This window comes from Xanthomonas sp. CFBP 8445 (genome assembly GCF_025666235.1).
Lineage (GTDB): Bacteria > Pseudomonadota > Gammaproteobacteria > Xanthomonadales > Xanthomonadaceae > Xanthomonas_A > Xanthomonas_A indica.
Genome location: NZ_CP102594.1, coordinates 2,044,288 through 2,068,548, shown reverse-complemented (window position 1 = coordinate 2,068,548; position 24,261 = coordinate 2,044,288). Strand labels below are relative to the sequence as shown.

20 protein-coding genes and 1 other RNA gene are annotated in these 24,261 nt (G+C 69.3%); 7 read left to right on the top strand and 14 right to left on the bottom strand.

What is annotated here, in order from left to right:
* Positions 1–12: 12 nt before the first annotated feature.
* Together NUG21_RS08750 and NUG21_RS08745 are read right to left on the bottom strand one after the other, a co-directional pair.
* Entirely contained in the window at positions 13–267 is a 255-nt protein-coding gene (locus tag NUG21_RS08750; RefSeq protein ID WP_263392832.1) for an RnfH family protein, read from the bottom strand.
* A gap of 5 nt (positions 268–272) precedes the next feature.
* Complete coding sequence (locus NUG21_RS08745; RefSeq protein WP_019797730.1) at positions 273–704, bottom strand: type II toxin-antitoxin system RatA family toxin; 432 nt, start codon at positions 702–704, stop codon at positions 273–275.
* Positions 705–762: 58 nt separating this feature from the next.
* Here NUG21_RS08745 and smpB point away from each other — a divergent pair, with 58 nt between their 5' ends.
* Positions 763–1,266: an SsrA-binding protein SmpB gene (gene smpB, locus NUG21_RS08740; protein WP_017908548.1), complete on the top strand. Its 504-nt coding sequence runs from the start codon at positions 763–765 to the stop codon at positions 1,264–1,266.
* A 789-nt stretch (positions 1,267–2,055) separates the two neighbouring features.
* On the opposite strand, the gene NUG21_RS08735 is transcribed toward smpB, so the two are convergent.
* A complete protein-coding gene (locus NUG21_RS08735) occupies positions 2,056–4,305 on the bottom strand; it encodes a S8 family peptidase (protein ID WP_263393059.1) in 2,250 nt (749 codons plus the stop codon).
* Between the two features lie 550 nt (positions 4,306–4,855).
* Between NUG21_RS08735 and ssrA the strand changes: the two genes are divergently transcribed.
* The 4 genes from ssrA to NUG21_RS08715 all read left to right on the top strand — a co-directional run bounded on the left by ssrA (position 4,856) and on the right by NUG21_RS08715 (position 7,918).
* Positions 4,856–5,207: a transfer-messenger RNA gene (gene ssrA, locus NUG21_RS08730) on the top strand.
* Between the two features lie 121 nt (positions 5,208–5,328).
* Entirely contained in the window at positions 5,329–5,712 is a 384-nt protein-coding gene (locus NUG21_RS08725; protein WP_160946066.1) for a VOC family protein, read from the top strand.
* 532 nt (positions 5,713–6,244) lie between these two features.
* The gene (locus NUG21_RS08720) at positions 6,245–6,418 is read left to right on the top strand and encodes a hypothetical protein (protein ID WP_184502406.1); all 174 of its coding nucleotides are present in this window, start codon (positions 6,245–6,247) and stop codon (positions 6,416–6,418) included.
* Positions 6,419–6,925: 507 nt separating this feature from the next.
* Positions 6,926–7,918: a GGDEF domain-containing protein gene (locus tag NUG21_RS08715; protein WP_263392831.1), complete on the top strand. Its 993-nt coding sequence runs from the start codon at positions 6,926–6,928 to the stop codon at positions 7,916–7,918.
* 234 nt (positions 7,919–8,152) lie between these two features.
* On the opposite strand, the gene NUG21_RS08710 is transcribed toward NUG21_RS08715, so the two are convergent.
* The 6 genes from NUG21_RS08710 to NUG21_RS08685 form a co-directional block, all read right to left on the bottom strand.
* Positions 8,153–9,613, bottom strand: a complete 1,461-nt coding sequence (locus NUG21_RS08710; RefSeq protein WP_263392830.1) for an efflux transporter outer membrane subunit — start codon at positions 9,611–9,613, stop codon at positions 8,153–8,155.
* Complete coding sequence (locus NUG21_RS08705; protein WP_263392829.1) at positions 9,607–10,341, bottom strand: SDR family oxidoreductase; 735 nt, start codon at positions 10,339–10,341, stop codon at positions 9,607–9,609. The genes NUG21_RS08710 and NUG21_RS08705 overlap by 7 nt, the downstream gene beginning before the upstream one ends.
* A gap of 31 nt (positions 10,342–10,372) precedes the next feature.
* Entirely contained in the window at positions 10,373–13,543 is a 3,171-nt protein-coding gene (locus NUG21_RS08700) for an efflux RND transporter permease subunit (protein ID WP_160946026.1), read from the bottom strand.
* A gap of 135 nt (positions 13,544–13,678) precedes the next feature.
* Entirely contained in the window at positions 13,679–14,884 is a 1,206-nt protein-coding gene (locus NUG21_RS08695; RefSeq protein WP_263392828.1) for an efflux RND transporter periplasmic adaptor subunit, read from the bottom strand.
* Positions 14,881–15,654 carry an SDR family NAD(P)-dependent oxidoreductase gene (locus tag NUG21_RS08690; RefSeq protein ID WP_263392827.1) on the bottom strand — a complete coding sequence of 258 codons (774 nt, stop codon included), beginning with the start codon at positions 15,652–15,654 and terminating at the stop codon, positions 14,881–14,883. Before NUG21_RS08690 ends, NUG21_RS08695 begins: the two co-directional genes overlap by 4 nt.
* On the bottom strand, positions 15,651–15,875 hold the full coding sequence (locus NUG21_RS08685) for a hypothetical protein (RefSeq protein WP_160946024.1): 225 nt from the start codon (positions 15,873–15,875) through the stop codon (positions 15,651–15,653). Before NUG21_RS08685 ends, NUG21_RS08690 begins: the two co-directional genes overlap by 4 nt.
* Positions 15,876–16,001: 126 nt before the next feature.
* Here NUG21_RS08685 and NUG21_RS08680 point away from each other — a divergent pair, with 126 nt between their 5' ends.
* Positions 16,002–17,105, top strand: a complete 1,104-nt coding sequence (locus NUG21_RS08680; protein ID WP_242083029.1) for a LysR family transcriptional regulator — start codon at positions 16,002–16,004, stop codon at positions 17,103–17,105.
* Positions 17,106–17,189: 84 nt separating this feature from the next.
* Here the strand turns inward: NUG21_RS08680 and NUG21_RS08675 are convergent, their stop codons facing one another.
* The 3 genes from NUG21_RS08675 to NUG21_RS08665 form a co-directional block, all read right to left on the bottom strand.
* The gene (locus NUG21_RS08675) at positions 17,190–17,897 is read right to left on the bottom strand and encodes a YiaD family glycine zipper/OmpA-like lipoprotein (RefSeq protein WP_198526544.1); all 708 of its coding nucleotides are present in this window, start codon (positions 17,895–17,897) and stop codon (positions 17,190–17,192) included.
* 91 nt (positions 17,898–17,988) lie between these two features.
* Positions 17,989–19,443 (bottom strand): WS/DGAT/MGAT family O-acyltransferase, encoded by a 1,455-nt coding sequence (locus NUG21_RS08670; RefSeq protein WP_160946022.1) that lies wholly within the window; start codon positions 19,441–19,443, stop codon positions 17,989–17,991.
* 98 nt (positions 19,444–19,541) lie between these two features.
* The gene (locus NUG21_RS08665; RefSeq protein WP_263392826.1) at positions 19,542–20,963 is read right to left on the bottom strand and encodes a cryptochrome/photolyase family protein; all 1,422 of its coding nucleotides are present in this window, start codon (positions 20,961–20,963) and stop codon (positions 19,542–19,544) included.
* Positions 20,964–21,455: 492 nt separating this feature from the next.
* On the opposite strand from NUG21_RS08665, the gene NUG21_RS08660 reads away from it, so the two are divergent.
* Positions 21,456–21,950, top strand: a complete 495-nt coding sequence (locus tag NUG21_RS08660) for a hypothetical protein (protein WP_263392825.1) — start codon at positions 21,456–21,458, stop codon at positions 21,948–21,950.
* An 82-nt stretch (positions 21,951–22,032) separates the two neighbouring features.
* Here NUG21_RS08660 and NUG21_RS08655 read toward each other — a convergent pair whose 3' ends face one another.
* Together NUG21_RS08655 and NUG21_RS08650 are read right to left on the bottom strand one after the other, a co-directional pair.
* Positions 22,033–23,451, bottom strand: a complete 1,419-nt coding sequence (locus tag NUG21_RS08655; RefSeq protein WP_019798147.1) for a replicative DNA helicase — start codon at positions 23,449–23,451, stop codon at positions 22,033–22,035.
* 241 nt (positions 23,452–23,692) lie between these two features.
* Positions 23,693–24,247, bottom strand: coding sequence for an NADPH-dependent FMN reductase (locus NUG21_RS08650; protein ID WP_263392824.1), 555 nt, complete (start codon positions 24,245–24,247; stop codon positions 23,693–23,695).
* Positions 24,248–24,261 lie beyond the last annotated feature (14 nt).

Genomic DNA, 24,261 nt, shown 5'->3' with positions numbered 1-24,261 from the left:
ACGCCCGGCCGCTCAGCGCGGCTTGGCGCGGCGGCGCCTGGCGTCCTTGGGATCGATCAGCAGCGGCCTGAGCAATTCCACCCGATCGCCCTCCTGCAGCAGCCGTGTCGGTGCGGCGATGTCGCCATACACCGCGCAGGCCATGTCGGGCGTCGCCTCGGGCAATGCGGCGGCGGCCAGCGCATCGGCGACCGTCGCCCCCTCCGGCAGGTCCAGCCGCCGCGACACGAAGCGCTCCGGCCAAGCCAGCACCACCTCGATCCGCATGGCGGCTAGGCCTGTTCCCGGTCGGCCACGCGCACGAAGTCGTTGACCATGCGGTCGGCCAGGCTCTGGAAGCCCAGCGCCAGCGCCGGCCCCAGCAGGCGCGAGGCCGGCTCGAAGTCGAGCATCAGGCTGACCTTGCTGGCGTGTTCGTTGAAACCCTGGAAGGTCCACTGCCCCTGCAGGCGCTTGAACGGGCCGTCGCGCAGATGCATATCGATGCGATCCGGGCGCTGCAGGCTGTTCTCGGTGGTGAACCAGGTGCGGAACGAGCCCAGCCCCAGGTCCAGCCGTGCCACCAGGACGCGGTCGTTCTGCTCGAGGATATGGGCCGCATCGCACCAGGCGAACCGGCGCGGATAGGCGGCGACGTCGTTGACCAGATCGAACATGCGCGTTGCGGCGTGTTCGACCAGAGCGCTGCGGCGGATGATAGGCATTCGGACGGGAAGTGGGACCAAGACGTTCGGGAGGCCCCGAATCGGAGACAATAGCAAGATGAGCAAGAAACCCGTCAAGGATAAAGCAAACGGCGCGACGGCCAACAAGACCATCGCCCTGAACAAGCGCGCGCGCCACGAATACCACCTGGAGGACCGCTACGAGGCCGGCCTGGCCCTGCAGGGCTGGGAGGTGAAGTCGATCCGCGCGGGCCGCGCCAACATCGGCGAGAGCTACGCCTTCGTGCGCCAGGGCGAGCTGTTCCTGTTCGGCGCGCAGATCACCCCGTTGATCCAGGCCTCCACCCATGTGGTCGCCGACGACCGGCGCACGCGCAAGCTGCTGCTGCACCGGAACGAGATCGACAAGCTGATCGGCCGCGTCGAGCGCGACGGCTACACCCTCGTGCCCACCGCGATGTACTGGAGCAAGAACAAGATCAAGCTCGAGATCGCGCTGGCCAAGGGCAAGCAGGACCACGACAAGCGCAACGCGGCCAAGGACCGCGACTGGGCCCGCGACAAGCAACGGATCATGCGCCGGCACAACAAGAATGCCTGAGGGCGGGGATTTGGGATTCGGGATTGGGGATTCGCAGGGGCGGGTCCCCTGCCCGTTCGGCTTTTCTACCCGCTTAGCCTTTTTCTGTAGGAACGGCTTCAGCCGCAACGCGGTGCCGGGATTGGGGATTGGGGAGTCGAGAGGCCGTTCCCCGGAGCACCAGCTCAGCCGCACCTGAGGAGCCGGGATGATCAGCCATCTGGCTGCCGAAAAGCCGGGGATTCGGGAGTGCGATTCGCAAGGGCGAGTCTCCCGTGCCCGTCTCAGCGCTCTTGCCCGCCTCGCCTTTTGTGTAGGAGCTGCTTCAGCCGCGACGCCGTCGGGCCGGGAGTCGGGATTCGCGAAAGCCACGTCACGGCGCACGCGCTCAGTTGCTCGCGCAGCGCAGCGCAGCAATGCCGAAATTTCAGCAGTCGCAAACCCTCTTTGGCGTATCAACGCCCTTGTGGGAGCGGCTTCAGCCGCGACGCGATGAAGTCGGAATCTCGACGCGATTCGGGCGCGCCGGTGGCAGAAGACGCGCCAACCCGCTTCATGCCCTCATCCGGAAACGTTGGCATTCACCCGTCGTGGCGAAAGCAGATTCCCCGATGAAAACGATGCGGCCTGGCAACCGCCGTTGCGATCCCCCAATCCCGAATCCCGAATCCCGAGTCCAAACCTCAGCGCGTCGCGGCTGAAGCCGCTCCTACAAGGGAGACCGTGCCGCCGAGGGAACTGCTGTTGCGAATCCCCACTCCCGATTCCCCGGCTTTTCAGCAGCCGGATGGCTGATCATCCCCGCCCCGCTCACGTCCCACCAAGCATCCGCATCAAGCTCGGCAATCCGCTGCCCTGCATGTAGCGATCGCGCTGCAGGTCCAGGCACTGCGCCAGCACCAGCTGCTTGACCCGATCCGGGGCGCCGATGAACTCGCGGCGCACCGACAGGAAGGCGGCGATCAGCCCCGACACATGCGCCGCGGCCATGCTGGTGCCGCTCATCTCCACCATCCAGGTGCCGGGGTCCTCGACCACAAAACCGTGGTGCGCCGACAGGATCTTTTCGCCCGGCGCGACCAGGTCGGGCTTGTAGCGTCCATCGGCCGTGGGGCCGCGCGAGGAGAAATACGAAATGCCGTAGCTGTGCGGGCTGCTCTTGTGCACCGAGCCCACCGCCAGCGATTCCTCCAGGTTGGCTGGGTCGCCGATGCTCAGGTCCAGGTTCAGCGGATATGCCTCGCCATCGCCCTGCATCAGCCAGGCCAGGCCGTCGTTGCCGGCCGCGATCACCACCACCACGCCCTGCCGCCACAGCCGGCGCAGTTCGTTGCACAGCGGGGTGAAGCCGCAGCCGTAGCTCTCGGCGTCGAAGTAGCCGCCCAGGCTCAGGTTGACCCCGTGCACCACCAGTTCGCCGGCGCGCTCGTTGAGTTCGGCCACCTGCTGCACGCCCTTGATGATCCACGAGTCGCGGCCGTTGCCGTCGTCGTCCAGCACCTTCAATCCGTAGAGCCGCGCCAACGGTGCCATGCCGGCGAACTGCAGCGGCGCGGTGGCCGGCACGCCCGGCAGCGGCGCCTCGCATTGCCCGGCGATGATGCCGGCCACGTGGGTGCCGTGGCCGTTGCCGTCGAGCGCATCGAAACCGGCCTCGCCCGGGCGCAGCGCGCGTGGGCGCCCGCGCTGGGTGCAGTCCCATTGGGCGAGCACGGTCGGCGGCTGCCCGGCGGCGTTGAAATGCGGATGCGCCGCGGCGATGCCGCTATCCAGCACCGCCCAGCCGATGCCGGCACCCAGCGCGCGATAGGCCACCTGCGCCGCATCCACCTGGATCGTGCTGCGCGACTGGTAGATCAGCGCGCGCTTGCCCGCATCGCGCCACAAGCGCTTGAGGTTGAGGTCGCGATAGCGCTCGCGCAGGCTTTCGATCTCGAACCGGGTCAGCCGCGCCGACACGTAGCGCTGCATCGTGTCCTCCAGTTCGATCTGCGCATCCAGCGCCTCGCCCTGCAGCCCGGTGGAGGCCTGGGTCAGCGCGCGCAACGCCGCGATCAGCGCATGCTTGCGCTGCGCCGCATCGCCGGCATCGGACAATCGTTCGAGTTCGATCAGCACCTCGTGCCGATAGTCCGGCGCGCGCGCCTCCAACTGGTCGGACAGATCCTTGATCAGCACCGGATGCGCGATCGGCTGGTCGAAGCCCACCCCCACCGCGCGCCGCACCTCGGCCCGCACGTCGGGGATGGACAGGTAGCCGGCGGCCGAATGTGGGTTGTGCTGCCAATCCGGGTTGATCTTCGACCCGGCGATGTTCTGGAAGCGCCCGTCGGCATCGCCGATGTCGTCGCTGAGATCGTCGTCCAGGGCCACCGGGTCGCGCCGCTCGGCGACATTGACCCAGCGCGCCACGCAGGGCGGGAACGGCAGCGTCGGCGTGCCGGTCCACTCCTTGAACATGCTGCGCACCACCGGCAGGCCCAGCGGCGAGCCGAGCGTGAGCAGCAGCGAGACCTCGCAATCCTGCGGCTGCAGCTCCCGCAGCACGTCGTAGGCGATCAGCGAGCCCTGGCTGTGCGCGATCACCACGAACGGGCCGCCGCCGGCGCGGATGCGCTGCAGCAGGCTCTCGCGCATCTGCGTGCGTCGCGCCGGCACGAAGAAGAAGTCGTGCACGTCCTGCAGCAGCGCCGCGGAGATCAGCTTGAGCAACGCGCGGTTGAGCACGTCGACCACGCCTTGCGCATGCACGTCGGCGGTTGCCGTCGCTGGCGCCGGCGCCGCCGCCTCCACTTCATCCAGCAGCTGCTGCAGCCGTGCGCGCTCGACCTCGCTGCCGGCCAAGGTATCGGCGAGCTGGCGCAGATCGGCCAGTTGCGGGGCCACGCCCAGTGCACTCAGCACGCGCTGCTCGGCCTGGTTCAACACCGGGCCGCGATCCTGATCCTGGCAGTCACCCGGTTCCGGCGACGGATAGCGTTCGCGATTGACCCAGTAGGCCATGCGCGTGCGCTCGCCCATGGCGCGGCCGAACAGGGCACGGTCCCACTGGCAACGCAGCACCTCGGCCGGCGGCTTGTTGCCGATGCCGTGGATGTAGACGACCGTGCGTGCCCGCCCCTGCGCCAGCGAGCCTTCGCCGGTGGCCTTGGGCCGCAACGCGGTGCCAGCCGGTGGCGTGGCGGCGGGCATCGCCGAGGCAGGTCTGCTGACGCTGGGAGCCGCGACGTTGGGTCGGGACGGTGCAGCGGCCCGTGCCGATGCGGGTGCTTCCGTCGCTGTCGGTGCCGGTGTCGCCGCCTTGGGCGCCTTGGCAGCACGCGCGCCAACCGCTGTCGTCTTGCGCGCTGCCGCTCTCGGCTTGGCGGCGGATGTCGCCGGCGGCTTGCCGGGCGTGGACCCAGAGGACGTGACGGGTGCCTTCGGCGCGGACCCGCTGCTGCGGCCACGCGGCTGTCTGCTTGCCATTGCGCTGCTCCATGCTGGGGGGACCGCGGCGCCGCAGGGCCAGCACCGCAGTGAAGCCAGCTTAAGCGCGGTCTGTCGCAAGACTTGTGACTGCCCTCCCCGATCCCTACACTGTGCGGTGTCAGCGTTTGACGTTGTCCCCGGGGGTGCACTGGTTTCGACGGGGGTTGCAAAATCGCTTGGCGCATGCCGAGGGGGCAGCTTTCCTCGTAAATCCAGCCGCAAACTTATAGTTGCCAACGACGACAACTACGCACTGGCCGCTTAAGGCCTAGCCCCGAAATCGCTTGTGTCCGTGCTCGCGACGTAGGGTCATTATCACGGAATCGCCGGTGGTGGCTGCCTGTCAGCCATTGGCTAAATCAAGCAGGCTGGTCCCGGGATGCGCTTCGCACATCGTGCTGTTCCGGGACGAGATCCAACGATGAGCTAAGCATGTAGTGCCGGGGATGGAGTGCCTTCGGACGGCGGTTCGATTCCGCCCACCTCCACCATTCGAAACCCCTGATTCGTCAGGGGTTTTTTATTGTCCCGCGTTCTGTGCTTGGACGCGCCACCGCGCGACTGGCGGTGCCCGCACCCCGCAATTCCCCAACGCGTCGCACAGGTAGCACGATGCTCCACCATGTTTCGTTTGGCGTCCGCGATCTTGCCGTGGCAGGCGCGTTCTACGATGCCGCGCTGCGGCCGTTGGGCTACCTGCGCGTGTTCGAAGACGAGACCGCGATCGGATATGGCATCGCCGAGGGCAGCGACGATCTGTTCTGCCTGAAACTGCATGACCACGCCACGGCGCCGGGACCCGGCTTCCATCTGGCGTTCGCCGCGGCAACGCAGTTGCAGGTGGACGCGTTCCACCGCGCCGCACTGCAGGCCGGCGGTCACGACAATGGCGCACCCGGCCTCCGCCATGACTACGGAGATGCCTACTACGCTGCCTTCGTGGTCGACCCGGATGGGCACCGCGTCGAAGCCGTCTTCAACCCACTGAGCAGCTAGGTCGGCAACGCGACTCCGGGTCCATTGCACGGCCTCCATCGGTTCGCAGATGGCAGGCATCCAAACCCGCGGCAAAGTCGGCGGCAATGGACCTCGCCAGTGCGGGACGTGCCTCAGATCCGAGATGCTGCCCGTGCGCTGTAGAGGTCGGTAGCGAGCCGCGCACTCCGACCGCGCTGCGCGAAAACGCAAACGCACCGGCAGGTGGGATGCCTGCCGGTGCGCGAAGAAAGTGGTCCAGCCGCGGATGCCTGCATCCTTGAAGCAGCCCCAGGCATCGCCCCGGCCGCACAGCTGGTAGGCGCATCATGCGTGGGCACCCGTTACGCCGGCGTCCTCGAGGCGTTGCGGAATGATGTCGGCAGCGTCGTGGCCGCGCGATGAGAGGAGATGGCGCACGCGAGCTCGCGGATTGCCGCGATCGCGTCTCCACGACAATGCAAGCAATCTCGCCACCGCAGTGACGCACCGACATGCCCGTCACCGCCGGCCTGTACGGTGAGGCTACCCTCCATCATTCGGACTACTTGCCATGCCATTGACCCAGGAACAACTGCGCATCCTGCAGGACATCCACGCCACCAAGCCGGTCAGCGAGGCAGAGGCGACCTGGGCGGTGCGCGAGGACTATGCGGCGCAAGGCGAGGACGGCGATCTCGCGCTGAGCCAGAAGGGGCTCAAGGCCATCGACGGTAGCGAAGCCTAGCCCATCCCTGGCGAGCCAGCGCGCTGATCCCGCCCGCGCCGGCAACGCCACCGGGCCGCATGCGCGGCGGCGCCGCGGCGCTTCGCACATCGATTTGCGCATCGCCGTTTTGACGCGACCGCGGGTACGCCTTGCGCAGCGCGCCTGACCTTGCCCGCCCCTCGTCCGGCGCCGCGCGCAACCTTCTGCCAGAGGCAGAAGGCAGCAGGGGCGCGCGTCCTTGCGCGGCCCTGCCCTAGCCGCCGCAACCAGACCCGCCGGCGCGTGGCGCGGGCGCTCGGCGCGACGCCGGTCGCTGCGTCAATGCGATGCCGTCGCGGCGCGCAAGGTGTCGGCAATTCCAGTGTCCCGTGTTCAGCATCGGGATGCGCACCACAGAAGAGCTTCAGGCATGGAACTTGCCTATGTCATCGCAACATTCCTCCGCCATCCTGACGTCGCCATGTTCGTCGCCCGCCCCAGTCCACCCGCCCGCCATGATCGTGCGCCGTGCCGGAGCGCCTCTCCGTGAGCGCGGGCTTGACCCTGCGCCGGCACTTCCGGCTCGGCATCATCAAGGTTCTCGGCCCCTCCACGGCCGGGGTGCTGCTGCTGTTCGCCCTCTACCAGATCGCCATCGGCGCACCGTTGACCGCGCTGGCCGGCGCCACCCTGGCCGGCTTGGCCGCGCTGGCGACCTGGCTGGCCCTGCATCGCAGCGACGGCCGCATGGATCCGTTGCTGTCGCTGAGCTGGCTGCTGGGCAGCGCCCTGGCCTGCCATGTGCTGCGCCATGCCGCGGTGCCGTGGCTGTACCTGGTGATGATGAGCAACTTCTTCGCGGTCACGCGCAATGTCGCCTTGGCCTGCAACGCGACCCTGATCGCGGTGCTGCTGGTGGTCACCCCGAGCACGCTGGGTGCCGAGCATTTCTTCTCGATGCTGGCGGTGTCGCTGCTGATCACCGGGCTGGGCTACATGCTGGCGTTGCGGCTGGAGGGCGATCGCGTGCAACTGGAGCAGCTGGCCTCGCACGACTCGCTGACCGGGCTGCCGAACCGCCGCATGCTCGAGCGCAGCCTGTCGCAACGGGTGGCCGATCCACGCCGGGCGACCCGCCGGCATGGGTTGATCGTGCTCGACATCGATCACTTCAAGGAGGTCAACGACCTCTACGGCCATGCCGAGGGCGATCGGGTGCTGGTCGACCTGGCCACGTTGCTGCGCGCGCAGGTGCGCGCGCCGGACGAGGTGTTCCGGTTCGGCGGCGAGGAGTTCGTGGTGGTGGCGCGGCTGCAGTCCGCGACCGAACTGTCGGCCTTCGCCAGGCGCCTGCACGATGCCGCGCGCACGGCGCTGCGCGGCCCCAACGGCACCATCACCGTGTCGCTGGGCGCGGCGATGCTGTGCGACGAAGCGCAATGGCACGACTGGTTCTCGCGCGCCGACACTGCGCTGTACCAGGCCAAGAACAACGGACGCGACCGCTACGTGATCGCCGAGGACGTGGCGCAGGACTGAGCGGCGAGCACCGGCAGCAGACGCGGCGCGATCCGGTCCGGCAGCCGTCACCAGCCTCCGTAGGAGCGGCTTTCAGCCGCGACGGGCTTCACCGGGAACGCCCGTCGCGGCTGAAGCCGCTCCTACAGGAAACCCCGCACCGGCCTGATGCTGACAAAAAGCAGACGAAGTGAGGTGCCGAGAAGGCCACGGTGCGTGCAGGCGGCCAGCACCGCGGCCTTTGCGGCCTACAACTCAACGCGCCTGCACCGCAGACGCCACCCCCGCGGTGGTCGCAACGTCCCTGCTGCCGGCGTCCGTGCCCGCATCTTGGCCCCAGCCGCCCAGCGCCTTGTACACCCGCACCACGCCGATGTTCACCGCCGCTTCGGCGTCGGCCAGGTCGGCCTCGGCGGTGAGTTGCGTGCGCTGCGCATCGAGCAGGGTCAGGAAATCCTCCGAGCCTTCGCGGTAGCGGATTTGCGCCAGCGCTTCGGCGCGCTGCGCGGCCTGCGTCTGTTCGGCCACGATCGCCAGCCGTGCCTGTTCGTGGGCGTAGGCGGTCAAGGCGTTCTCGGTGTCCTCCAGCGCGCCGAGCACGGCCTTCTCGTAGTCGGCGGCGGCGCCGTCGGCCTGCGCTTCGCTCGCGCGCAGGCGCGCCCGCACGCTGCCCATGTCGAATGCCGCCCACTGGATCGATGGGGTCAGCGACCAGGCCTTGCTGCGGCCGTGCAGCAGGGCACCGGCATCGCCGGACAGGAAGCCGACGAAGCCGGACAGGCTGATCCGCGGGAACAGGTCGGCGGTGGCCACGCCGACCCGCGCGGTCGCTGCCGCCAGGCGACGTTCGGCGCTGCGCACGTCGGGACGCCGGCGCAGCAACTGCGTGGTGTCGCCTAGCGGCAGGGCCCGCGCATAGGCCGGGGTCGGCTGCGGCGCCAGCAGCGCATCGAGCGCGCCTGGCGGCTTGCCCAGCAGCACCGCCAGCCGGTGCCGCGCCTGCGCGGCGTCGACTTCCAACAGCGGGATATCGGCCTCGATCGCCTTCAGCCGTGCGCGACTGCTCTGCACGTCCAGTTCGCTGCCGGCGCCCAGCCGCCAGCGGGTCTCGGTCAGCCGCTGGGTATCGCGCAGGTTGTCCAGCGTGGTGCGCGCCAGGGCGATGCGCTTCTGCGTGCCGCGCAGGGCGAAGTAGTTGCGCGCCACCTCCGCGGCCACGGTGACCTGGGCGTCGGCCAGGCCGGCCTGTTCGGCCTCCAGATCCGCACGCGCGGCCTCGCTGGCACGGCGCTGGCGCCCGAACAGATCCAGCTCCCAGCCAGCATCGAAGCCGAGCCTGTAGCTCTCGGTCAGCACGCGCGCGCCGTCGGCATCGGCGTCCGGCGCCTTGCCGCGGGTGTAGTCGCCGCCGGCGGTCACGTGCGGCGCCTGGTCCAGGCGCTGCTCGGCGAAGACGGCGCGTGCCTCGTGCACACGCGCCAAGGCGATGCGCAGGTCCAGGTTGGCGACCAGACCGTCGTGCACCAGTTGCTCCAGCACCGGATCGTCGAACTGCGCCCACCAGGACGCGACCGGCGAATCCGTTGCGAACACCGGCGACGCCGCGCCCTGCAGCGTCACCGCCGGCTGCGCCGGTGCGTGGTAGTCGGGGCCGACGCTGGCGCAGGCGCTGAGCAGCGCCAACGCCAGCGCGCCAAGTGCGGGCCGGATCACCATGGCAGCACCTGTCCGACATGGGTGTAGCTGCCAGTGGGGCCATCGGCATCGAGCAGCGCCATCATCACGCTGCTGCGCGCGCCGTCGGCCACCTCCAGCTCGCCCTCGCCCGCGTTCATGTCGGTCTTCACGTAGCCGGGGTGGATGGTGTTGACCTTGATCGGGGTCTCGCGCAGTTCGTAGGCCAACTGGATGGTCCAGGCATTCACCGCGCTCTTGGACACGTTGTAGGCCGGTACCTTGAAGTCGTAGATCGGCGAGCCCGGCTGGCTGTGCAGCGTCAGCGAGCCGAGCAGGCTGGAGACGTTGACGATGCGCGCGGCCGGAGCCTCGCGCAGCAGCGGCAGGAACGCCTGGGTGACCGCGATCAGGCCGAACAGGTTGGTGTCGAAGGTCTCGCGCCAGGACTCCAGCGACTGCTGCGACACGCTCAGGCGCAGGTCGTCGCGCAGGATGCCGGCGTTGTTGACCAGGATATCGAGCCGGCCGTGGCGTGCGCGCACCGTCTCCGCCGCCGCGGCGATGCTGGCGGCGTCGGTGACGTCCAGGGTCAGCGGCTCGACCGGCAGGCCCTCGCCCTGCAGTTCCAGGGCCGCGGCGCTGGCGCGGGTGGCATCGCGCCCGGCCAGCAGGGTGTGCACGCCGGCCTCGGCCAGTTGCCGCACGGTATGCAGGCCGATGCCGCGGGTGGCGCCGGTGACCAGGGCGATCTTGTGTGCTGCGTTCATTGCGAAACTCCTGAGAAGAAGGGGAAAAGGATCAGCCGTGCGCCGGCGCGTCGGCGTGGGCCGGCGCATGCGAGACCAGCGGTCGCCCGGCCAGCTTGCGCAGGGCGACATAGAACACGGGGGTGAGGAACAGACCGAACAGGGTCACGCCCAGCATGCCGGCGAACACGGTGATGCCGGTGGCAGAGCGCACTTCCGCGCCCGCGCCATGCGAGAACACCAGCGGCACGGTGCCGGCGATGAAGGCGATGGAAGTCATCACGATCGGGCGCAGGCGCAGGCGGCAGGCCTGCAGCGCCGATTCGACGATGCCCTTGCCCTGCAGCTCCAGCTCGCGGGCGAACTCGACGATCAGGATCGCGTTCTTGCACGCCAGGCCCATCAGCACCACCAGGCCGACCTGCACGAACACGTTGTTGTCGCCGCCGCTCAGCCACACCCCGAACAGCGCCGACAGCAGGGTCATCGGCACGATCAGGATCACCGCCAGCGGCAGCGTCCAGCTCTCGTACAACGCGGCCAGCACCAGGAACGCCAGCAGCACCGCCAGCGGGAACACCACCAGCGCCGCATTGCCCTGGGTGGCCTGCTGGTAGCTCAGGTCGGTCCACTCGATCTCCATGCCGTTGGGCAGCACCTGCTTGGCGATCTGGGTGATCTTGGCCATCGCCTCGGCCGAGGACAGCGATCGCGCATCCGCTTCGCCGGCCAGGTCGGCGGCCGGATAGCCGTTGTAGCGCAGCACCGGGTCCGGGCCGTAGGTCTGCTTGATCGTCACCATCGAGCCGATCGGCACCATCTCGCCCTGGGCGTTGCGGGTGCGCAGCCGGGCGATGTCCTCCACGCTCTCGCGGAACGGCGCATCGGCCTGGGCGATCACCTGCCAGGTGCGGCCGAACTGGTTGAAGTCGTTGACGTAGGTCGAGCCCAGGTAGGTCTGCAAGGTATCGAACAGATCGGTCAGGGCCACGCCCTGGGCCTTGGCCTTGACCCGGTCGACTTCGGCGTCGAGCTGCGGCACGTTGGCCTGGTAGGTACCGATCGGGAAGCTCATGCCCGGGGTCTGCGCCACCGCACCCTGCATGGCACTGACCGCGTTCTGCAGCGCACCGTAGCCGAGGTTGGCGCGGTCCTCGATGAACAACTGATAGCCGTTGCCGTTGCCCAGGCCGAGGATCGGCGGCGGCATGAAGGCGAACGACATGCCCTCGCCCAGCTGCGCGATGCGCTGGTTGATCTCGGCATTGATTTCCAGCGCGCTGCGGTGGCGCTCGGCGAACGGCTTCAGCGGCAGGAACACCACACCGGTGTTGGGCGTGTTGGTGAACTGCAGCGCGTTGAGGCCCGGGAACGAGATCGCATGGGCCACGCCGTCGGTCTGCATGGCGATGGTGGCGACCTTGCGCAGCATCGCGTCGGTGCGCTCGATCGACGCGCCTTCCGGCAGCTTGACGCCGGCGATCAGATACATCTTGTCCTGGGTCGGGATGAAGCCGCCCGGCACCGCCTTGAACATCAGTCCGGTGACCAGCAGCAGTGCCACGTACACCGCGAACACCGCGCCGCGGCGGCCGAGGATGCGCGACACCGCGCCCTGGTAGCGGTCGGAACTGCGATGGAAGAAGCGGTTGAACGGACGGAACAGCCAGCCGCCGAACAGCCGCTCCATGCCGCGCGACAGGCGGTCCTTGGGTGCGTCGTGGCCTTGCAGCAGGCGCGCGGCCAGCGCCGGCGACAGGGTCAGCGAATTGATCGCCGAAATCACCGTGGAGATGGCGATGGTCACCGCGAACTGCTTGTAGAACTGCCCGGTCACCCCGGACAGGAACGCCATCGGCACGAACACCGCGCACAGCACCAGCGCGATCGCGATGATCGGGCCGGACACCTCGCGCATGGCCTGGTGCGCGGCCGCCAGCGGGGTCAGCCCCTCCTCGATGTTGCGCTCCACGTTCTCCACCACCACGATCGCATCGTCGACCACGATGCCGATTGCCAGCACCAGCCCGAACAGGGTTAGCGTGTTGATCGAGAAGCCCAGCAGGTACAGCGCGGCGAAGGTGCCGACCACCGACACCGGCACCGCGATCAGCGGGATGATCGAGGCACGCCAGGTCTGCAGGAACAGGATCACCACCAGCACCACCAGCAGCACCGCCTCCAGCAGGGTGTGGACCACCGCGCTGATCGAGTCGCGCACGAAGATGGTGGTGTCGTACACCGCCTCATACTTCACGTCGTCCGGGAACTGCTTGGTCAGTTCGTCCATCTTGGCGATGACCTGATCGCGGATCTGCAGCGCGTTGGCGCCCGGCGCCTGGAAGATGCCGATGCCGACCGCGTTCTTGCCGTCCAGCTGCGCGCGCAGGGTGTAGTCGCCGGCGCCCAGTTGCAGGCGCGCGACGTCGGACAGGCGCACGGTTTGCCCGTCGGCGCCGACCTTGAGCACGATGTCGCCGAACTCCTGTTCGGTGCGCAGGCGGCCCTGCGCGTTGATCAGGGTCAGGAACTTGCTCTCGGGCATGGGCTCGGCGCCGAGCTGGCCGGCGGAGACCTGCACGTTCTGCTCGCGCATCGCCGCGACCACGTCGCTGGCGGTGAGTCCGCGCGCGGCCACCCGCTCCGGGTCCAGCCAGGCGCGCATCGCGTAGTCGCCGCCGCCGAACACCTGCGCATCGCCCACGCCCTGGATCCGCGCCAGCGCGTCCTTGACGTGCAAGCGCGCGTAGTTGCGCAAGTACAGGGTGTCGTACTTGCCCTTGGGCGAGGTCAGGTGCACCACCATCAGGAAGGTGGGCGACTGCTTCTGTGTGGTCACGCCCTGCCGGCGCACGTCCTCGGGCAGGCGCGCCTGTGCCTGCGCCACGCGGTTCTGCACCTTGACCGCGGCATCGTCCGGATCGGTGCCTGGGCGGAAGGTCACGGTCATCTGCAGCACGCCGTCGGAGCCGGCGACCGACTTGATGTACATCATGTTCTCCACGCCGTTGATCGCTTCCTCCAGCGGCGTGGCGACGGTCTCGGCGATGACCTTGGGGTTGGCGCCCGGATACACCGTGCGCACCACCACCGAGGGCGGCACCACATCCGGGTACTCGCCGATGGGCAGCAGCGGGATGGCGATCAGGCCCGCGGCGAAAATGACGATCGACAGCACGGCGGCGAAGATCGGCCGGTCGATGAAGAATCTGGAAAAGTCCATGGGTGGTGGTCCTGGAAACGGATGAAACGGGGGGCCGGGCGCGGACGCAGGCATGCCGGTGGCGACGCCGGGCCGTTGCGGGCCCGGCGGGTACGGCCGGCACGACTCGGCCGGTGGTGCGTCGACGCCCGCGACTCAGTCGAGGGCGACGGCCTGGCGCGGTGCGGTCGGGGACGTGGTCTGCGCGATGGGCTTGGCCTGCACCGGCATGCCGGGCATGAACACCTTCTGCACGCCGTCGACGATGACCTTGTCGCCGGCGGACAGGCCGCTCTGCACGATGCGCAGGCCCTCGGCGCTGCGGCCGAGCTGCACGTCGCGCCGCTGCGCCTTGCCGTCCTTGTCGACCACGTAGACGTACTTGCGGTCCTGGTCGGTGAGCACCGCGCGGTCGTCGATCAGCACCGCGTCGAAGCGGCCGCTGCCGAGCAGCCGTACCCGCGCGAACAGGCCCGGGGTGAAGCGGCGGTCGGCGTTGTCCAGCAGCGCGCGCACGTGGATAGTGCCAGTGCTGCGCACCAGCTGGTTGTCGAGGAAATCGACCTTGCCGGCATGCGGATAGCCGTCCTCGCCGACCAGGCCGACCTGCACCGGCAGGCCACCGTCGCGCTCGCTCGGGCGCTGGCCGTCGCGCGCCATCTGCGCATAGCGCAGGAAGGTGCCTTCGTCGGCGTCGAAGTACACGTGCACCTTGTCCAGCGACACCAGCGTGGTCAGCACGCTGGCGCTGTCGCCGGCACTGACCAGGTTGCCGGCAGTGACCATCGCGCGGCCGGCGCGGCCGTCGATCGGCGCGCGCACCTGGGTCCATTCCAGGTTGAGGCGTGCGCTGTCCACTGCCGCCTGCGCGGCCAGCACGTCGGCCTGTGCCTGCTCGGCGGCGGCGCGCCGCTGTTCCCAGCTCTCGGTGGAGATGGCCTGCTGTTCGGACAGGGTCTTGGCACGCGCGGCCTCGCTGGCGCTGAGCTTGGCCTGGGTGCGTGCGCGCGCCAGGTCGGCCTCGGCGCGGGCCAGTTCGGCGCGATAGCTGCGCGCGTCGATGGTGAACAGCACATCGCCCTTCTTCACCTCCTGCCCTTCGACGTAGTTGACCTTGTCGATGTAGCCGGACACGCGCGGGCGCAGGTCCACGTGTTCGACCGCCTCGACACGGCCGCTGAACTCGTCCCACTGACTGATCTGCTTCTGCAGCGCGGGCGCCACGCCCACGCTCGGCGGCGGCGGCGCGCCCTGTTCGTTGGCCTGGCTGCCGCAGGCGGCGAGCGTGGCGACCAGCAGCGCCACCGCCAGCGGGCGCAGGGCGTCCGGCAGCAGGCGCGACGGCATCGGAATCGGATTCATGGAGAGACCTCGTAGGTGGAGAAGGAAAACGGCAAGGCGTTGAGCAGCGCGCTGCGCGGACGCGCGACATGGCGGCGATCGATTTCGACCAGCGCGCGGTCCGGCCGCTGCGGATCGGCAAGCAGGTGGACCACGGCGCGGCCAACGCCGAGGGTGGTGAACCAGTCCGGGCAATCGCCGATGGCGTCGTCGCTGCGGCACACCGGCTCGGACAGCGACAGCAGGTGCACGTGCACGCCCAGCGGCTTGGCTTCCTCGTGCAGCACCTGGGCGAGCATGCGGATCGCCGCTGACGCCACCGAACTGTCGCCATGCCCGGACCAGGCGCGCAGCGCGCAGGGACTACCCAACAGGACGTAGCGGCCGCCGCGCGGATGCTCGGCCAGCAGCGGCAGCAGATGCCGGGCCGCGGCCAGGTGCGGCAGCAGGTCGGCATCCAGGCGCTTGCGCAGCGCGCTCAGCGGCCGCTCCAGCAGGCGCCCGGGGCGCAGCGGACTGCCCAAAGCGGCGACCACCGCGGCCAACGGCCGCGGCCGCTGCGCGACCTCGCCCACCAACGCCGCGGCGGCCGCGTCGGTGGCAACCGAACCGCACAGCACGTCCAGGCCGGGCTCGTCGCGGTGACGATCGCGCAGCGCCGCGAGCCGGGCGCGGTCGCGGGCCACCGCCAGCACCGGGCTGCCCGCCTCCAGCAGCGCCTGCACCACGCCCTGCCCGACCGTGCCGCTGCCGCCGAGGACTAGGACCTCGGGGGCCAACATCCCGCTCACGGGACTTTTCCTCCCGCCGACGGGACAATCGCGATGCGGCCCAGCCGGTCGTTGCCGGACGCGCCCAGGCGCAAACTGCTGCCGCCCTGGCGCCGCGGCGGCGGCGTGAACTCGCGAAACGCTTTCGGATAAGGGGATTGCGCCGATGCCGCGGGCGCAGAACGGCGCCGCAGCTGGCGATCGGGGCAGGCGAAAAACTGGAACAGGGTGCGCATCGACATGGGCAAAGACCGTCGGTGATGGCGAATGCGGACAAATTAGGCGCCAAAGCCGCACTTGATTAGTCCGAATTAAGGGGAATAATCGTCCCGCTACCGGTCCAATCGTCTCCACCTTAAGGAACCGCCATGAGCCACGATCTGAACGACACCCTGATCTTCGTCAAGGTGGTCGAGCAAGGCAGCTTCATCGCCGCGGCCAATGCCCTCGGCCTGCCCAAGACCACCGTCAGCCGCAAGGTGCAGGACCTGGAGGCGCGGCTGGGCGCGCGCCTGCTGCACCGGACCACGCGCCGGCTCGGGCTGACCGAGGCCGGCGCGGTCTACCACGAGCATTGCCAGCGCATCGCCCGCGAACTGGAGGAAGCCGAGAGCGCGGTGGGCCAGTTGCAGGCCGGCCCGCGCGGCTGGCTGCGCTTCAGCGTGCCCTACTCAGCCGGCATCTCCTGGGTGGCGCCGATCCTGGGCGAGTTCCACCGCCAGCACCCGGAAGTGCGCCTGGAGATGATCATGACCAGCGACAAGGTCGATCCGATCGCCGAAGGCGTGGACGTGGCCCTGCACATGGGCACGCTGCCGGATTCGACCATGGTCGCGCGCAAGCTCGCCACCTTCCGCACCCAGGTCTTCGCCAGCCCCTACTACATCGAACGCCATGGCGAGCCGCTGCATCCGGACGACCTGCAGCACCACCGCACGCTGGCGCTGAGTACCGGCCGCAACGGCGGCAACCGGCTGTGCTGGCCGCTGCGCAATGGCAAGCAGAGCGGCGAGTTCCTGGTCCAGCCAATCCTGCTGGCCAACGACTCGGCGGCGCTGATCGGCGGCCTGGTCTGCGGCGAAGGCCTGGTGCTGGCCAGCGATGCGACGATCAAGCCGCTGATCGAAGCCGGCAAGGCGCGGCGCGTGCTCGGCGGCTGGGTCGGGCCGGACCTGGACTTCAACGCGGTGTTCCCGGGCGGGCGCATGCTCTCGCCGAAGGTGCGCGCCTTCGTCGACTTCCTGGTCGACAAGCTCAACTTCGACGTCAGCTACATGATGGCGCAGTGCCCGGCCAAGCTGGCCACGCAGCAGGCCGAGGACGGCGCCGAGTTCACCCTGTGCAGCGGCGTGGCGATGAACACGCAGTCGTTGGGCAACGTGCCGCGCATCGCCACCTCTCCCGTACCAGTTCCTGCCGATGCAGCGCTGGAAGCGGAAGCCGAGGACGAAGAGGACGCGGCGCTGGTCTGAGCCGCGCCGCGCGCGGCGCGTCGCCAGAAAAAAACGCGAACGGGCCGCAATGCGGCCCGTTCGTCGTTGCGGTCGGCGGATCGGTCAGCCGGCCGAGGCGCGCAGCGGCACCACGCGGATCTCGACGCGGCGGTTCTGCGCGCGGCCGGCCTCGGTGCTGTTGTCGGCAATCGGATACTTCTTGCCGGCGCCCAGGGTCTGGATGCGCTCGGGCTGCACGCCCTGTGCGGTCAGGTATGCGGCCACCGAGGACGCGCGCTGTTCGGACAGGCGCTGGTTGACCGCATCGCTGCCGATGCTGTCGGTGTGGCCGACCACTTCGATCATGGTCTGGTTGTATTCGCCCAGGGTCTGGGCCACGCCGTTGAGCGCCGAATAGAACTGCGGCTTGAGCGTGGACTGGTTGAAGTCGAAGGTGATGCCGTCGGGCAGGTTGAGGGTGATGTTGTCGCCGTCGCGGCGCACGTCGATGCCGGTGTTGGCGGTGCGCTCGCGCAGCGCGCGTTCCTGCCGATCCTGATAATTGCCGATCGCCGCGCCGCTGAGCGCGCCGATGCCGGCGCCGATCATCGCGTGCTGGCGGCGCTCGGTGGCGCTGCTGCCGCTGAGCAGGCCGGCGGCCACGCCGACCGCGGTGCCGATCAGCGCGCCGCGGCCGGTGCGGTTCTGCTGCTCGGTGGGGTTGCCGTACTGGTCGCGCTGCACGTAGGAGCCGCCGGTGGCGCAGGCGGACAACACCAGCGCACTGGCCAGGGCCACGGACACGCCGCGAAGGGTGGTCGTTTTCATCATGTTCTCTCCGAACCTGGTTTGACGTGGCCGCAGCATAAACAGCGCCACGCGAGGCGCGGATGAACGCAGCCCGGCGTGCGATGCGCCCGGTTCAGGAAGACGGCAGCAGGGTCTCGGCGTCGGCGGCGCGCAGCGGCTGCTCCCAATCGCTCATCAGCGCCAGGTACAGCAGCTTCTCGAATTCGGCGCCGACCCGCCGCATCACCGCGTCCGGATCGGGAATCAGCCGCGCATCGCCGATCAGGCCGAAATGCACGCGATGGTTGTAGCTCATGATCGACACGCCGACGCCGATCGACCCGGTCTGCGGCACCCAGAACATCATCTCGCGCACGCGGCTGCCGGCCAGGTACAGCGGTTGCTGCGGCCCCGGCACGTTGGTCGCCACGGTGGTGGCCTTGCGGCTGAACAGGTCCAGCGCCGCCGACTGCAGCGCCGCCGGGGCCATGCCCACGGCCGCCAGCAGGCCGAACACCACCATCGCCTGGCGCGACTGCTTGAGCTGCTGCATCGATTGGGCCACGCACTGCAGGCGCCGCACCGGATTGGCCTCGCCCACCGGCAGGTCCAGGAACACCAGGCCGAAGTGGTTGCCGAGCTTGCGCGCATGCTCCAGCGGGCGCAGGTTGACCGGCACGGTGGCACGCAGGGTCACCCCGTCCAGGCGTTCGCCGCGCTCGAGCATGTAGTCGCGCAAGGCACCGGCCATGGTTGCCATCAGCACGTCGTTGACCGTGCAATCGCAGGCGCGGCCGACCGCCTTGACCTCGTCCAGGTCCAGCGGCTCGGCCCAGGCCACGCGCTTGCTGACGCCGAGGCGCCCGCGCAGCAGCGTCGGCGGATCGTCGGCCAGCAGCAAGGCATTGACCAGCTCGCGGCCGATCAACCCGCCTTCGCGCGCCAGCATCTGCGGCAGGTTCGGGTCCTGCGCCATCGCCCGACCCTTGTCGAGCATGCGCCCGCCGAGCTTGAGGTAGCGGTCCACCGCGCCGACCCGGCGCACCACCTCCTTGCCGTCGTCCTTGAGCCAGGCGCGGCCGAGCTGCGCCGACGGCTCCGGGGTGCGCTGGGTATCGGTCAGCGACAGCAGCACCTGCACCAGGGCGATGCCGTCGGCGTAACTGTGGTGGATCCGCGCCACCAGCGCCGAGCCGCCTTCGTAGCGTTCGATCAGGTGGAACTGCCACAACGGCTTGGTCTTGTCCAAGGGCGTGGACGCCATCTGCCCGGCGAAGCGCTCCAGCGCCTTCTTCTGCCCACGCCCCGGCAAGGCCGACAGGCGCACGTGCCAGTCCAGATCGAAATCGTCGTCGCGCTGCCAGTACGCGCCGGTGGCGGTCTCCACCGGCTTCTGCAGGAACCGCGGGAAGGCCAGGAAGCGCTTGCGCACCAGTTGCTTGAGCGCGGGCAGGGTCAGCGGCTCGTCGAACATCAGCACGCCGGTGATCATCATCGGATTGGTCGGCCGGTCCATCCGCAACCAGGCGGTGTCCACGCGCGACATCGGTTCGCGCTGCGGCTTGCGGCGAGCTGAGCTGGTGGCCATGCGGGCTCCTGTCCGAGCCCGGAGTGAATCATGCGTCGGCGAAGGGCGTCAATCGCGCGCCCAGGCCACCTGCGCACGCCGCCGTGGCGGCGCGGCGTTCAGCCGGCGGCGGTCTCGCGGTAGGCGGCCAGCGCCGCATCGCGGCCCGCCGCCAGGTCCACGATCGGCTGCCGCGGATACTGCGGTGCAGCGCGCGCCAGCCGCTGCGGCGCCTGCCACGGGGCGAAGCGGTCGGCCACCGGCAGCGCCGCCAGTTCCGGCACCCAGCGCGCGATGTAGTCGCTCTTCGGGTCGAACTTCTGCGCCTGGGTCACCGGATTGAACACGCGGAAATACGGCGCGGCATCGGCGCCGGTGCCGGCCACCCACTGCCAGCCCAGCGTGTTGTTGGCCAGGTCGGCGTCGACCAGGGTGTCCCAGAACCAGCGCGCGCCTTCGCACCAATGCACGCGCAGGTGCTTGCACAGGTAGCTGGCGACGATCATGCGCACGCGGTTGTGCATCCAGCCGGTGTGCCACAGCTCGCGCAGGCCGGCATCGACGATCGGCACGCCGGTGCGTCCGCGCTGCCAGGCGTGCAACTGCGCGGCGTCGGGTTTGGCCCAGCGAAAGCGCTCGAAGCGCGGATTGAGGTTGTGTTCGGGCGTGTCGGGGAAATGGTGCAGCAGGTGGTGGGCGAAATCGCGCCAGCCGAGCTGGCGGATGTAGCCGTCGATGGCCGCAGCGGTGGCGGCGCGGCGATGGCGTTCGAGCGTGGCGACGATGTGCCACGGTGCGATCTCGCCGAAATGCAGGTGCGGCGACAGCCGCGAGGTGCCGACCTGGTCCGGGCGGTCGCGGCCGTCGAGGTAGTCGCGCAGCGCGCCGTCGACGAACACGTCCAGCGCCTCGTGCGCGCCCGCCTCGCCCGGCTGCCAGACCTCCCAGAAGCCGCGGTCCCAATCCAGCGCCGGCGCCAGGCCGAGCCGCTCCAGCGGCAGGCTTTGCAGGCCCGCGGGCGGCGGCGGCAGCGTCTTCGGCGCAGGCTGCAGCGCCGGCACCTGCCAGTGGCTCAGCGCGCTGCGCCAGAACGGGGTGAACACCTTGTACGGACCGCCCTGCTGCGTCGCCAGTTGCCAGGGTTCGAACAGCAGCGCGCTGTTGTGGCTGTGCACCTCCAGGCCCTGTTCGCGCAACGCGCGCTTGAGCCGCGCATCGCGCGGTTGCGTGGCCGGCTCGTAGCGGCGATTCCAGTACACCGCCACCGCGCCGCAGTCGGCGATCACCTGGCGCAACGCGGTCTCGGCCGGGCCCTGGCGCAGGATCAGGCGCGAACCGCGTTCGCGCAGTTGCGCGTCCAGCGCCGCCAGCGAGCGCTGCAGCCAGCTGCGCGAGGCCGCACCCGCGGCCCAGGCGCCTTCGTCTTCCGGGCTGTGCAGGTAGACCGGCACCGGCGTATGCCCGGCATCCAGCGCGGCCTGCAGGGCGGGTTGATCGTGCAGGCGCAGGTCGCGCCGGAACCAGACGATGGCGTAGCTCATGCGAGGGGACGCAGCGAAGGACGCGCCATGATACGGATCGGGTGCAGCGGCCAGGTGAGCATGCGGCGACGCGCCGCACGCGCCTGGCGATGCAGGTCGTATGCCGCGCGTGCAGCCACGGACTGATTCGTAGACATCGCCGTGCGTCGCGCACGTGGGCCTCGCCGGCCCTGCTATAACGCCGAGGCGGGCGCCGTCATGTCGAAGCGGCGCCGCGACCGCTGCTGTTGGATGACGTTCCGGGGAAGGACGTCATCCGTGCTTTCGCTGCACCGCGTACGACACGGCCACGGCCGTCTCGCGCGCATGGGGACATCCGCCATCGCCTCTGCGATCTCACGGCCACCACGGCCGGCGAGCGCGGCTGCGTGCGCCCCGAGCCGCCGCGTCCGGACCTGCATCTGCAGGACGCGACGCGCCGCGGGCAGCGAACGGCGCAACGCGGCCATGCCCATCGCCGACATCCGCAATGACCTCAGGAGAGCAAGACCCATGGACAAGCGCATCGCAAAAGCCGCCCTCACCCTCGCGCTGAGCCTCGCCGCCCCGCTCGCGATGGCCTGCAGTACCGACATCGAGGAAGGCCCGGGCTCCTGTGGCTACCAGCCGCCGGGCAGCGGCGGCGGCAGCACGCCGGTCTACACGCTGCAGGGCGTGATCCAGAACCAGGGCTACGAGTCCGACAACCGACCGGCCGGCGGCAAGCGCCTGAAGATCCGCGCCTACTCGCGCTTCGCCAACGCCAACAACGACCGCGTCGACGCCCGCTACATCAACGTGCGCTGCAACGCCTACGACCCGTACGGCAACGGCTACACCACCGACTACGACGAGGAAGGCAACGGTGCCCTGGTCGACGTGCACTTCGCGTCGAACTTCGTCTATGGGATCTACCGCAAGATCACCGTGGTCTGCACCCACCATGCCGAGTACGGCGCCAACACCTACGACGCCACCAGCAACGCCGAGATCGAGATCCCCTACTGATCGTCGCGCCGCGCGGCCGGCGTCCGCAGCGTTGCGGACGCCGCGCCGGTCACCGCCGTTGCCCGCGCATGCGGGCGGCGGCTTACTCGAACGCGCCCACCGAATCGTGGGCGAGGTTGTCGAAGCGGGTGTATTCGCCGAAGAACTTCAGCTTGCACGATCCGGTCGGGCCGCCGCGGTGCTTGCCGATGATGATTTCGGCCAGGCCCTTGTCCGGCGAATTTTCCTTGTTGTAGTAGTCGTCGCGGTAGATGAACACGATCATGTCCGCGTCCTGCTCGATGGCGCCGGATTCGCGCAGGTCGGCCATCACCGGACGCTTGTCGGTACGCGTTTCCAGCGAGCGGTTGAGCTGCGACAGCGCGATCACCGGCACCCCCAGTTCCTTGGCCAGGCCCTTGAGCGAACGCGAGATCTCCGAGATCTCGGTGGCGCGGTTCTCGCTGTTGCCGGGCACCGACATCAGCTGCAGGTAGTCGATCACGATCAGGCCCAGGTCGTGCTCGCGCTTGAGCCGGCGCGCCTTGGAGCGCAGCACTTCCGGCGACACGCCCGGCGTGTCGTCGATGAAGATCTTGGTCTCCTTGAGCATCTTGATCGCGCCGGTGACCCGCGCCCAGTCCTCGTCCTCGAGCTGGCCGGTACGCAGACGCTGCGCGTTGATGCGGCCGTTGGAGGAGATCAGGCGCATCGCCAGCTGCGAGGCCGACATTTCCATCGAGAACACCGCCACCGCCTTCTTCGACTTGATCGCCGCGTACTCGGCGATGTTCAGCGCAAAGGTGGTCTTGCCCATCGCCGGACGCGCGGCGAGGATGATCAGGTCGGTCGGCTGCAGGCCGGCGGTCATCGCGTCGAAGTCGTTGTAGCCGGTCGGCAGGCCGGTGATGTTGCCGCCATTCTCGAAGCGGTTGCGCAGCTCCTCGAACGCATCCTTCAACGCGCCCGGCATCGCCACGAAGTCGCTGCGCCCGCGCGCGCCGGCCTCGGCGATCTGGAACACGGCCTTTTCCGCCGACGCCAGCAACTCGGCGCTCTCGCGCCCTTCCGGCTGGAAGCCGTCGTTGACGATGGTGGTGCCGACCTCGATCAGCTGCCGCAGCACCGCCTTGTCGCGCACGATTTCCGCGTAGGCGGCGATGTTGGCGGCCGAGGGCGTGGTGCTGGCCAGTTCGATCAGGTAGGCGCCGTCGCCGACCATCTCCAGCTTGCCCTGCGACTCGAACCACTCGCCCAGGGTCACCGCGTCGAACGGTCGCCCCTTCTCGGCCAGCTCGCGGATCGCACGGTAGATCAACTGGTGATCGCGCCGGTAGAAATCCTTGTCGGTGAGCTGGTCGTTGACCCGGTCGTAGGCCTCCGGCGCCAGCATCAGGCCGCCGAGCACGGCCTGTTCGGCCTCGATCGAGTGCGGCGGCACGCGCAACTGGTCGAGACGCGGCTCGCTGCGTTCGCTGCGCTCGCTTTTGCGATCGCCGCGGTAGCCGGGACGGGCGGACATAGGCTGGGTCTTCTCTGTGGGCGCGGACGCCGGGCGCGGCCTCACCGCGGCCCGGGCACCGATTTTAGTCGCCGCGCCCGGTTGGGGCTAGGGCGAGGCGCCGGCCGGTGGCGACGCGTATATCAGCATCGCTCGCCAACGCTGGGGACAAGTCTGGGGACAAGCGGTTGAGAACCTCGCCGACGCCCCGCCACGCAAGGCCCCTGCTCCCGGCGCTACCGCCGGCGCACCCCGGCACTGCTCAGGCCTGCAGTTCGTCGATCCAGGCGATGAACTTGTCCACGAAACCGGCGAGGAACTTGCGCGTGCGCTCGTCGTCGATGGTGCCGTCCTCGGCGATCAGGCCATCCTTGAACTGCAAAAAGATCTCCGGCTGGCCCAGCACCGGCATGTCCAGGTAGGCCAGCACGTTGCGCAGGTGCTGCTGCGCCAGGGCGCTGCCGATCGCCCCGGGCGAGGTCCCGCACACCGCCGCCGGCTTGCCGGCGAAGGCGCTCTCGCCGTACGGCCGCGAGCCCAGGTCGATGGCATTCTTGAGCACGCCGGGGATGGAGCGGTTGTATTCCGGGGTGACGAACAGCACCGCATCGGCGCCGCTGACCTGCGTCTTCAGGCGTCGGCCCTGCTCCGGATAGTCGTGGTCGTGGTCCTGGTTGTACAGCGGCAGGTCGCCGATCTCGACGTATTCGAAGCGCGCACGGTCGCCGGCGAGTCGCTCCAGCGCGTGCGCCAGGCGCCGGTTGAACGATTCCTTGCGCAGGCTGCCGACGAACACGGCGATGCGGTACTGGCTCATGGCGTAGCTCCTGA